The 10,161-nt window shown below is 59.5% G+C and carries 12 protein-coding genes; 8 read left to right on the plus strand and 4 right to left on the minus strand.

Features of this window, described 5'->3' with window-relative positions:
* Window position 1 precedes the first annotated feature (1 nt).
* From IGW03_RS17390 to IGW03_RS17400, 3 genes are all read left to right on the plus strand, one after another.
* A complete protein-coding gene (locus IGW03_RS17390) occupies window positions 2-736 on the plus strand; it encodes an SDR family oxidoreductase (protein ID WP_194723833.1) in 735 nt (244 codons plus the stop codon).
* Window positions 733-1,524: an SDR family NAD(P)-dependent oxidoreductase gene (locus IGW03_RS17395; RefSeq protein WP_194723834.1), complete on the plus strand. Its 792-nt coding sequence runs from the start codon at window positions 733-735 to the stop codon at window positions 1,522-1,524. The genes IGW03_RS17390 and IGW03_RS17395 overlap by 4 nt, the downstream gene beginning before the upstream one ends.
* Before the next feature lie 287 nt (window positions 1,525-1,811).
* Entirely contained in the window at window positions 1,812-2,342 is a 531-nt protein-coding gene (locus IGW03_RS17400) for a CHRD domain-containing protein (protein ID WP_194723835.1), read from the plus strand.
* A 280-nt stretch (window positions 2,343-2,622) separates the two neighbouring features.
* Here IGW03_RS17400 and IGW03_RS17405 read toward each other — a convergent pair whose 3' ends face one another.
* The 3 genes from IGW03_RS17405 to IGW03_RS17415 all read right to left on the minus strand — a co-directional run bounded on the left by IGW03_RS17405 (window position 2,623) and on the right by IGW03_RS17415 (window position 4,887).
* Window positions 2,623-3,267 carry a VTT domain-containing protein gene (locus tag IGW03_RS17405; protein ID WP_194723836.1) on the minus strand — a complete coding sequence of 215 codons (645 nt, stop codon included), beginning with the start codon at window positions 3,265-3,267 and terminating at the stop codon, window positions 2,623-2,625.
* Between the two features lie 250 nt (window positions 3,268-3,517).
* Window positions 3,518-3,721, minus strand: coding sequence for a hypothetical protein (locus IGW03_RS17410; protein ID WP_194723837.1), 204 nt, complete (start codon window positions 3,719-3,721; stop codon window positions 3,518-3,520).
* Window positions 3,718-4,887 (minus strand): PepSY-associated TM helix domain-containing protein, encoded by a 1,170-nt coding sequence (locus tag IGW03_RS17415; protein WP_194723838.1) that lies wholly within the window; start codon window positions 4,885-4,887, stop codon window positions 3,718-3,720. Before IGW03_RS17415 ends, IGW03_RS17410 begins: the two co-directional genes overlap by 4 nt.
* A gap of 163 nt (window positions 4,888-5,050) precedes the next feature.
* On the opposite strand from IGW03_RS17415, the gene IGW03_RS17420 reads away from it, so the two are divergent.
* The 5 genes from IGW03_RS17420 (at window position 5,051) to IGW03_RS17440 (ending at window position 9,884) form a co-directional block, all read left to right on the plus strand.
* On the plus strand, window positions 5,051-7,258 hold the full coding sequence (locus IGW03_RS17420) for a TonB-dependent receptor (protein WP_194723839.1): 2,208 nt from the start codon (window positions 5,051-5,053) through the stop codon (window positions 7,256-7,258).
* A 468-nt stretch (window positions 7,259-7,726) separates the two neighbouring features.
* On the plus strand, window positions 7,727-7,924 hold the full coding sequence (locus tag IGW03_RS17425) for a Flp family type IVb pilin (protein ID WP_194723840.1): 198 nt from the start codon (window positions 7,727-7,729) through the stop codon (window positions 7,922-7,924).
* Window positions 7,925-7,986: 62 nt separating this feature from the next.
* Complete coding sequence (locus IGW03_RS17430) at window positions 7,987-8,589, plus strand: A24 family peptidase (protein WP_194723841.1); 603 nt, start codon at window positions 7,987-7,989, stop codon at window positions 8,587-8,589.
* Window positions 8,590-8,856: 267 nt separating this feature from the next.
* Window positions 8,857-9,699 (plus strand): Flp pilus assembly protein CpaB, encoded by an 843-nt coding sequence (gene cpaB / locus IGW03_RS17435; RefSeq protein WP_194723842.1) that lies wholly within the window; start codon window positions 8,857-8,859, stop codon window positions 9,697-9,699.
* 2 nt (window positions 9,700-9,701) lie between these two features.
* Window positions 9,702-9,884, plus strand: a complete 183-nt coding sequence (locus IGW03_RS17440) for a hypothetical protein (protein WP_194723843.1) — start codon at window positions 9,702-9,704, stop codon at window positions 9,882-9,884.
* Window positions 9,885-10,062: 178 nt separating this feature from the next.
* On the opposite strand, the gene IGW03_RS17445 is transcribed toward IGW03_RS17440, so the two are convergent.
* Window positions 10,063-10,161 (minus strand): IS3 family transposase (locus IGW03_RS17445; RefSeq protein WP_194722984.1); only part of this gene is annotated, 99 nt, incomplete at its 5' end.

Consider the following 10,161-nt stretch of genomic DNA (forward strand, 5'->3'; position numbering starts at 1 on the left):
CATGAACAATCCGGACAAAGGATGGGCTCTCGTGACCGGTGCCGCAGCCGGCATTGGCCGTGCCATCGCCAAGCGCCTTGCCGCTGACGGGTTCGGCTTGCTGACGGTGGACCGGCAAGCGCCGAAGCAGTTGATTGAAGATGAAATCTTCGTAGAGGCCGATCTCGCAGACCGCATGGACACTGCACGCGCGCTGGAAGCGCTGACCGGCGGGCGCGATGTGGCGGTCCTGGTGAACAATGTCGGGACCGTGCGGCCGGCCTCCATCGAAGAAACCACGCATGCCGACCTCGAAGCGGTAGTGGCGCTCAATCTCGGCTGCACACTGCAGTGCACGCAGGCGGTATTGCCTCGCATGAAGCAGGCGCGGCATGGCAGGATCGTCAACATCTCCAGCCGGGCTGCGCTCGGCAAGGAGCTGCGCACGGCCTATGCCGCCACCAAGGCGGGACTGCACGGCATGACGCGAACCTGGGCACTGGAACTTGCACCATGCGGGATTACGGTCAATGCCGTTGGCCCGGGTCCGATCGGCACCGAATTGTTTCATGCCGTCAATCCGGCCGACAGCCCGCGAACGGAGGCAATCATCAAGGGCGTTCCGGTTGCCCGGTTGGGCACGCCGGACGATATCGCCCATGCCGTAGCCTTCTTCAGCGATGCCCGCGCCGGTTTCGTCACCGGGCAGGTGCTGTATGTCTGCGGCGGAATGACTGTCGGATTGGGACCGCAATGAAACTTGAAAACCGTGTAGTAGTCGTGACCGGCGCAGGCTCGGTGGCGCCGGGCTGGGGAATCGGCAAGGCATGCTCCGTGAACTATGCACGTGCCGGCGCAAGGGTCGTGGCGGTCGACATCTCGGCAGAAGCGGCGCGGGAGACTGCAGCCATTATCGAGAGTGAGGGAGGGCAGTGCATGGCGCTGGCGGCCGATGTCTCCGATCCGCACGCTGTCTCGGCCATGGCCGAGGAGATCCGCGCCGCGTGGGGATCGATCGATGTGCTGCATCACAATGTCGGCATCGGCAAGGTCGGTGGTCCGACCGACATCACGTTTGATGATTGGCAGCGGGTGCAGTCGGTGAATGTCGACAGCCTGTTCCACCTTAGCCGCGCGGTCCTTCCGGACATGCGCCGGCAGAACCGCGGCGTGATCCTGGCGACCTCGTCGGTGGCGGGCATCCGGTACGTTGGCTATCCGCATCTTGCCTATAGCGTGACGAAGGCGGCAACCATTCATTTCATCAAGATGCTGGCCCTTGAACATGCAGGCTTGGGGATTCGATGCAACACCATCATCGCCGGGCTGATCGACACACCGCGGATAGCGCAAACGGTTGCGAAGCAGTTTTCCGATGACCTGGACGCCGCACGTGCAGCGCGTGCCCGCCAGGTGCCGATGGGGAAGATGGGGGACGCATGGGATGTTGCCAACGCGGCCTTGTTTCTTGCCAGCGATGAGGCCCGCTATATCACCGGTACTGAACTGGTCGTCGACGGGGGGCTGACGGCCAAGTATGCCTAGACGATGCTTCACACCTGCTCCAGGCGGCCCGGGCAAGAATGAAAGGGCGGCCCGAATTAAGCTAATTGATCTTTCTCTAGCCTTTAATGAAATCGCTGACTAAGCTGACATCGGAACCTGTGTAGTTGGTATTCCCGGCCTCGACATCCGATGGCATTTGCTGCCGTGCTTGCCGGCCATGTTTTATTGCCGCATTCGCTCTGGCCGATTACCGATGATTATCAATCAACAAACTATGCGCATTAAGCAAGGGGACGACGTTTAAAAGCAAGAATGCGAGGTGAATCATGATTCGACAATCTGTTGGAGTGGCATGCGCGGCACTTGTCTTCGCAGCCGGAAATGCCTGGGCTGACAATGGCGGCAATTCCGGCCCGGCTTCACAATTTTCGGCTTCGTTAAGCGGGTTCAATGAAGTACCGCTCGCCATTTTTTCTCAAGGTAACGGAAAGCTCGAGTTGTCCATTGATGAGGGCGGAGGCAGTCTCAATTACACCTTGTCTTATTCGGGACTTACCAGCCCGGTGACTCAAGCCCATATTCACTTCGGACAACGTCATGTGGCGGGCGGAATCATGATGTTCTTTTGTTCGAACCTTGGCAATGGCCCGGCTGGAACGCAGGCTTGTCCGGAGGGTGAAGGAACGGTCAGCGGCACCATCATGGCCAACCAGGTCGTAGGCCCGGAACCTCAGAACATACAGCCCGGTGATTTCGCTGCGCTGGTCAAAGCGATCCGCTCCGGCACCGGCTACGCAAATGTTCACACCACGAAATTCCCTTCCGGAGAAATACGAGGACAAGTGCATCGACAATAGTCATCGATGATTCAGGATCAGCAGGCGGTGCTTATTTGTCCAGGCATACGCCACGCGACAGGCAGGCGCGTGGCAGCCATTCCCATGTCGCTGGCGGGACAGACAGAGTTCTGTAAGGAGCGGCCTTGGCTAACGGAGGACCAGAATGGAGAAAACAAAGCGACAGATGTATTGATGCTCCATTTAATTTTACATAACGATAATTCTAGCCAATTTTGAAGATAGCACTTAAAGGAGCGGGACAGGATGAAAAATGCATGCCCCGCAGTGCCGCGCCTGATCAATTGGCGACACGCTTGTGCACGAATTTCCACAAGGCGCCGATTGCAAGCGGAACGATTGCCGCTCCAATGCCAACCAGAACGATCGTATTCAAATGTTCCTGGATGCCGGGCGTATTGCCGAAGAAATAGCCGCCGGTCACCAGACCAACTACCCAGACAAAGGCGCCTGTCACATTGAACAGCTGGAACTTGGAGAAATTCATGTCGGACGCCCCCGCCACGAACGGTGCAAATGTACGCACGACAGGAATGAAGCGCGACAGGATAATGGTCTTGCCTCCGTGCTTTTCATAGAAGGCATGCGTGCGCATTAGCGCCGCCTTGTCGAGCCACCGGTAATCGCGGGTAAATGCGCGATGACCGACTGCACCACCGATCCAGTAATTGAGGGTGTTGCCGCCGATTGCGGCGACCAGCAGCAGTGCCATCAGTATCCAGAAATTCATTGCGCCGGTCGCGGAGAAGGCGCCGCCGATGAACAAAAGGCTGTCGCCCGGCAGAAACGGCAGCAATACGAGTCCGGTTTCGCAAAACACGATGGCAAACAGGAACACGTAGGCCAGCGTGCCGTATTGCTGAATCACCAAACCGAGGGATTTATCGACATGAAGAATCATGTCGATAATTTGCATCAAATTCATGAGGCTCCTTGATCACGATAGGCATCCAGACCTGAAACCTGCACACTCCGATGAGGTACAGGAGGATATCCACGCATTTTAGTGCAGTTGGCCGCCTTGTCCTTGCCGGCCGCCGCATCTGACGCCTTATTGACATGCGAAAAAACCGCCTCGAAGTTCTTGCGCTAATCCCGTCTCGCTTTAAAAGATTTGTGCACGCCGAACCGGACAGCGGCTAACCCCTGTTTCGATCTTCAGTTCTCCTGGGCCGTTAAGCCGGGTCGCGACGAGATGGTTCCCGTCTGCGCCCCCAACCTGCCCCATGCCAGACCGACACGACGACGGGGATGCCAAGCGCCGCCGCCGACAGCAAGTCCCAGAAGCCGTCAGCCACCAGTGCGGCGACAAGCCCGATCAGAGTCAGCAGGCCGATAATCAACGGCCAGCCCCAAGTCCGGATGAATGACGGCTTCATTTTGCTTCACTCCCCGCAACGGCTGCCTGACGGGCCTCGATCGGCGCCGCTTCGGATTGCAAGGCGAGTTCTGCGCTGCGCCGGCGTCGACGCAGCCAAAGATAAAGGCCGCTGCCGAGCACGATAATGGTCGCGATATCGAGCAAGGCCCAGAGAATTTGCATCGGCATGCCGCCGTAATCTCCGAAATGCAGGGGCTGCGATATCAGCAGTGCCGTCACGTACCAGGGCAAGTCGCGGCTGTCAGTGACCTGCGTGCTCTGTGCATCGACCAGCACCGGCCTGAACAGCCGCGATGTCAGCGAAGACTCCCCCCGCAGGAAGACACCGTAATGATGCGGACTGGTGAAGGTAGTGCCCGGAAATGCAATGAATCCGATCTTCATGTCCGGCTCCAGCGCCATTGCCGCATCGACCGACTGCTGCAGCGATCCCAATTGGGAAGGCAGCGGCTGCCCCTTGTACGGCGCAACCATTTCGCTGACCTGATCGAAGCGCCACAGGTCGATGAGCGGATCGGCGAGCGTATTGATCACGCCGGTGAGCGTCACGACGCTGGCCCATACCAGCGTCACGATGCCTAGCAGGTTGTGCAGGTCCAGCCACTTGATGCGTGCGGAGTTGGCGCGCCGCACCGTGCCGAACTCAAGCTTGCGCATGAAGGGAGCGTAAAGCACCGTGCCCGAAACGATGGCCACGAACAGCAGCAATCCCATGAAGCCGAGGAACAAGGTACCCGGCAGTCCCGCGAACAAATCGACATGCAGCTTGAACATCACGTGAATGAAGCCCTCGTCCAGTTTTGGTTCGGCCAGCACCGCGCCGGTGCGGGCATCGACCGCGACCTGCTTGAGATTCGTGTCGGAGGTGGGCGTGTCCGACAAGGTCACATACCAGACCCGGTCGTCGTCCGGCTCCTGCGACACGAACATGCCCTGCTTGCCGGGATGCTGGGCCCTGGCCACCTCCAGCACGCGATCCAGGCTGATTCGAGGCGCATCGGCCGGCATGGCCGGCGCCTCGACTTCAGTGCCCAGCAGATGGCCGATCTCATGATGAAAGATCAGCGGCAGGCCGGTCAGGCATAGCAGCAGCATGAAAACTGTACAGACGAGGCTGCTCCACTTGTGTATCCAGGCCCAGCGGCGAAGAGATGTGGCGGTCATAGGTTGGGTCTTGGGGCAAGGATGGCAATCAGTAAATACAAGAGGTCTGGCAAGGCAGTCCCCCGTCTTATGCTTCATCAATGGCTTGTAACATCGATCATTATAGTTTAATCTAAATACGAATGATTCGCATTATATTTACGTTACTGAAAGCCGACATCCCATGCACACTCCCCGGTTCAAGAAATCTTCCGTCAGCCTGGCTGTCACGCTTGCCTTCTGCGGCACTGCAGGAACCTCCGGCATTGCGCTGGCACAGGCAGCCGCCGAACCAGGCGCCGGCGACACGGTACTCCCCACGGTGCAAGTCAAGGCTTCTGCCGATGCGTCATCCGGCGGCTTGCCCGCCGAATACGCCGGCGGCCAAGTCGCCCGGGGCGGCCGGCTCGGCCTGCTGGGCAATGTCGACAACATGGATTCGCCCTTCAGCAGCACCAGCTACACGCAGGCATTGATCCAGGACCAGCAGGCGCGCAGTGTGGCCGATGTCCTGCAGAACGACCCCGGCGTGCGGGTGGCGCGCGGCTTCGGCAATTACCAGGAGCTGTATGTCATCCGCGGATTCCCGGTCAATTCCGACGACATGGCGTACAACGGCCTTTACGGCCTGCTGCCGCGGCAGTTCGTCGCCACGGAACTGCTGGAACGGGTCGAAGTGTTCCGCGGCGCGAACGCTTTTCTCAACGGCGCCGCGCCGGGAGACGGCGGCATCGGCGGCATGATCAACCTCGTGCCCAAGCGTGCGCCGAACGACCCGCTGACGCAGGCCACGGTCGGCATCGACACCGGCGGCCAGAAATATATCGCCGCCGACGCTGCCCGCCGCTTCGGCCCCGACGGAAGCACCGGCATACGGCTCAATGCCGCACACCGCCAGGGTGATACGGCGATCGACGACGAACGGCGCGGGCTCGACGTGCTGGCCATCGGACTCGATCACCGCAACCGTGATTTCCGGCTCTCGGCGGATATCGGCTATCAGAATCACAAGCTGGACCGTGCGCGCCCGAGCGTCGATGTCGCCGACGGCGTGGCAGTACCATCGGCGCCGCGGGCATCGGCCAATTACACGCAGCCCTGGTCATATTCGGACGAACGCGATGTCTTCGGCACCGTGCGCGGAGAATTCGATCTGTCCCAGGACATCACCGCTTGGGCAGCGGCCGGCGCAAGGCGCGGCAGGGAAAACAATTCCCTCGCCAATCCGGAAGTCATCAATGCCGCAGGCGATACCCTCACCTACCGCTTCGACAATGCCCGCAAGGATACGGTCTACACCGGCGAAGTCGGCGTTCGCGCCAAACTGCGCACCGGTTCGATCGGGCATACGCTCAGCGCGAGTGCATCGGCATTCCGGGCCGAGTCGCGCAATGCCTATGCGCTGAGCACCTTCAACGGCATCGCCTCCAACCTGTACGCACCGATCGCCTCCCCTGCCCCGGCAGCAACCGCCGTTCTAGGCGGCGTGCTGTCCGATCCGCTGTTGACCCGCAAGACCGGACTGTCGAGCTTCGCACTGGCCGACACGCTGGCGCTGGCGGACGGCCGTTTGCTGGTCACGGTCGGTGCGCGCCGCCAGACCATCCGTGAAGACAGCTACGACTACACTACCGGTGCAGGCACGGCCAGCTACGACAAGAGTGCCGTGACGCCGATGGCGGGCGTGGTATTCAAGGCCACCAACAATCTTTCACTCTATGCAAACTACATCGAAGCGTTGACCATGGGGCCTGTCGCCGGCGGTACCGCCAGCAATGTCGGCCAGGTGTTCGAACCCTACCGCTCGCGTCAAAAGGAGATCGGCGCGAAGTATGACGCCGGCAGCTACGGGATGAGCGCGGCGCTGTTCACCACCAGCCAGCCTTTGGGCCTGCTCAATTCGGCTACCAACCTGTTCGGCATCGACGGCGAGCAGAAGAACCGGGGCCTGGAACTTTCCGTGTACGGCATGCCGGTCCGGGGCCTTCGCGTGCTCGGCGGCGTGACGCTGCTCGATGCCAAGCAGGAGCGTACCGTGCTCGGCACCAACGACGGCAATGACGCCATCGGCGTTCCCGACGTCCAGGCCAATCTTGGTGCGGAATGGAATGTGCCGGGCATCAGCGGCCTGGCGCTGAACGGCCGCGTCGTCTACACCGCATCGCAGTATGCCGATGCCGCCAATACCCGGAATGTACCGGCGTGGACGCGCTTCGATGCCGGCCTGCGTTACGTCACCATGCTGGGCAAGCAGGCGGTCACGCTGCGCGGCCAGATCGAAAACCTGGGCAACAAGCGTTACTGGGCATCTGCCGGCGGCTATCCAGGCGCGGGATACCTGGTACAAGGCGCGCCTCGTACGCTGGTTGTGTCGGCCTCTCTGGATTTCTAAGACATCGTCAACATAGACGGCGGCCTCTTCTGCAGGCCGCCGACATATTTTCCGGCGTTCGAAATGTCGAAATGGCTGCGATCGACGCCGTCCTCGTTCCCCCTCCGGTAACGCATCTGCTGCTCACGTTCGCGTGATCAGCAACGAAGAGCCATGCGATCACGCGGTCACACAGCCTCGGCGCCTGGCCCGGTTCATTCCATTTTTAAGAAGACGACGCAATAAATACAGAGGATATTCCACTTAAAGTTTTCGTAAGGAAACTTTGCGAAACGTCATGTCGTTACATCCAGTAACAAATCTAATTAGGCTTGATTCGCCTCAAAAACTGCCTTTTCCAATGCGTAACACTGAGCTCAGGGTTATCCAGCAGGCAACTGACTTCCAGCAAGAAATTTCTGCGCTTAGCCCTTCTCGCACCGTCATTCAATCTGCAAGGCTTTTCCAATTAATAAAAGGGAGCGCAACATGAATGCACTAATCAGGTTTCTGAAAGACGAAGAAGGCGCAGCAGCAGTCGAGTATGGTTTGCTGGCAGCTTTGATTGCCATGGTTGTGATCGTTGGAGTACGTCTGCTGGGTACTAATATCTGCGGCGTATTTAATGGCATCGCTTTGGTAATAAAAGGCACTAACCAAACATATACGTGGACGCAGTGTTCCTGACGATGGCATGACCTGTCATCGCTAGCCTTCACTCATCCCATACGCAAGCAGGGAGCTCGCCCATGGCATCGCCCAGTCCCCAACTCATCGCTTCAGGTGTGCTGTTACTGATGTGCAGTCTGCTCGTGGCTGCCACCTGGAGCGACCTTCGGCATCGGCGCATTCCAAATGTGCTGGTGTTCGCCGGCACGGCATGCGCGCTTCTGTTGCAGAGCGCGCTGCCGCAGGGGAATGGCTTCGCCAGCATGCTGCCCGGAGCCCTCGGTTTGTCGGCCGCATTGAAGGGAATGGGACTTGCCCTGCTGCTTCTGCTTCCGATGTATGCAATGGGTGCGCTGGGAGCAGGCGATGTCAAGCTGATGGCAATGGTCGGTGCCTTCCTTGGAGCCGAGATGACACTGGTTTGCATTGTGCTGACGATGGCAGCAGGCGGATTTCTGATCATCGGCGTCACGCTCCATAACGGAAGCCTCATCAGCATGTTTGCGAACGTGCGCATCATGGCGGTCAACAGCATGCATGCAGTGATCGAAGGAAGAATTCCGTCCTTCAAGCATGCGCCCAAAAGCGCAGGGCGAGTGCCGTATGCAGTTGCAATCACCTGCGGCACATTGGCTTGTCTCTCATTTGTAAAGCTGGGCTACTCGGACTGGCTGGGTTTATAGGAATTTGGCAGCAGGCAGAACAGCAGCGCGGTGCCCTGCCCTTCGGCACGGCACATTTGACAAACTTTCGCTGCATGACGGGGAAATTGGAACCTGACTTCCCATCACCCTCGCGCGCTCTGCAAAACGTTCTTGAATATTCAACGCTTAAACCTTGCGCGCTGCATCGTGCGCCGAGGCAGGTTTCACGCGCGGTTTTAATTGCTAACCACTGTCGCGGCCGCTACCACAGGTACGGTCACGGCAACGAGGAAGGGCCGTATTGTCATGACGAAGACATCCAAAGCCTGGCTGATGATTGCCCTGTCCCTGCTTGCGGCGCTGGGTACGGTGCTGCTGGCTTCGACCTGGATGTCGCGTCCGGCCCAGCTCAGTCTCAACAGGATTGCGGTGGCGAACAGCGATATCAATCCCGGCACGAGACTCACCGCCGACATGCTGAGGCTGGTGGAATGGCCGGCCGACAGCATACCGGCCGGCAGCTTCACCGACATGAAAAAGCTGGACAGCCGGGTGGCCCGCGTCAGCTTCGTGCGCGGCGAGCCGATAGTGGAAGCCCGGCTTGCCGTACCCGGCGCCGCCGGCGGCCTGTCAGCCGTCGTTGCGGAAGGAAAGCGTGCCATGACGGTGCGGGTGAACGATGTGATAGGCGTGGCAGGATTCGCCCTGCCCGGCAACTTCGTCGACATACTCGTCAGCACCCAGAACGAGGCGCATGCAAGAGACGATTCGCCTCAGCCGCGCGGAGAACAGCGCATTTCGAAGCTGGTCCTGGAGCGCATTCTGGTGCTTGCGATCGCCCAGGAATCGAGCCAGAACGACATGCGTCCCAAAGTCGTCAATGCGGTCACGCTGGAAGTCATCCCCGAACAGGCGGAAAAACTCGATCTTGCCCGCAACGTCGGCGAGCTCGCTCTGGTACTGCGCAATCAGGTCGACGTGACGCCGGCGCTCACCGAAGGCGCAACCAAGCAGTCCCTGCTGCAGCAGCCGGTTGCAGCCGCCAAACCGGCTGTGCAAGTCAAGGCTCCTGTACGCAAGGTCGTCGCGAAGCCGCAAACCTGCCAGGACATCATCACCGGCGCAGGCCGTTTCACGGAGTGCTTCTGATCATGAAAAATCGACTTGCCTGGCTGATCGTTATCCTCGGCGCCGCTTCGGTGCAAGCGGCAAATGCAAGAAGCAATCCGGGTGCCGCCGCCGCGCCCTCGATCGAGGTTCCAGACGGTGTCACCTCCACCGCACCCCCGCCCTCCGGAGCAAGTACTACGGCGACGGAAAAGCCGGCGTGTTGAGTATCACCGAAATCTGACCCACGGGGGGTGCGGCGTAAATCTTGGACTGGGTTATGCCGTAAATCCTAGGCTCTCCCGGTATTCGAGAGGACTGAGTGAGCCAAGGGATATCTTGATGGCGTGTTGAGTATCACCGAAATCTGACCCACGGGGGGTGCGGCGTAAATCTTGGACTGGGTTATGCCGTAAATCCTAGGCTCTCCCGGTATTCGAGAGGACTGAGTGAGCCAAGGGATATCTTGATGCGCTTTTCGTTATACCAGCGGATGTAAGAGTC

Source organism: Noviherbaspirillum malthae (genome assembly GCF_015352985.1).
GTDB classification, from domain to species: Bacteria; Pseudomonadota; Gammaproteobacteria; order Burkholderiales; family Burkholderiaceae_D; genus Noviherbaspirillum; species Noviherbaspirillum malthae.

Bases quoted from the DNA above. Each gene is read 5' to 3' on its own strand.
- IGW03_RS17390 (WP_194723833.1), top strand. From the start codon at position 2: ATGAACAATCCGGACAAAGGATGGGCTCTCGTGACCGGTGCCGCAGCC.
- IGW03_RS17425 (WP_194723840.1), top strand. From the start codon at position 7,727: ATGAATGCACTAATCAGGTTTCTGAAAGACGAAGAAGGCGCAGCAGCA.
- IGW03_RS17410 (WP_194723837.1), bottom strand. From the start codon at position 3,721: ATGAAGCCGTCATTCATCCGGACTTGGGGCTGGCCGTTGATTATCGGC.
- IGW03_RS17395 (WP_194723834.1), top strand. From the start codon at position 733: ATGAAACTTGAAAACCGTGTAGTAGTCGTGACCGGCGCAGGCTCGGTG.
- IGW03_RS17405 (WP_194723836.1), bottom strand. From the start codon at position 3,267: ATGAATTTGATGCAAATTATCGACATGATTCTTCATGTCGATAAATCC.
- IGW03_RS17430 (WP_194723841.1), top strand. From the start codon at position 7,987: ATGGCATCGCCCAGTCCCCAACTCATCGCTTCAGGTGTGCTGTTACTG.
- IGW03_RS17440 (WP_194723843.1), top strand. From the start codon at position 9,702: ATGAAAAATCGACTTGCCTGGCTGATCGTTATCCTCGGCGCCGCTTCG.
- IGW03_RS17415 (WP_194723838.1), bottom strand. From the start codon at position 4,887: ATGACCGCCACATCTCTTCGCCGCTGGGCCTGGATACACAAGTGGAGC.
- IGW03_RS17420 (WP_194723839.1), top strand. From the start codon at position 5,051: ATGCACACTCCCCGGTTCAAGAAATCTTCCGTCAGCCTGGCTGTCACG.
- cpaB (WP_194723842.1), top strand. From the start codon at position 8,857: ATGACGAAGACATCCAAAGCCTGGCTGATGATTGCCCTGTCCCTGCTT.
- IGW03_RS17400 (WP_194723835.1), top strand. From the start codon at position 1,812: ATGATTCGACAATCTGTTGGAGTGGCATGCGCGGCACTTGTCTTCGCA.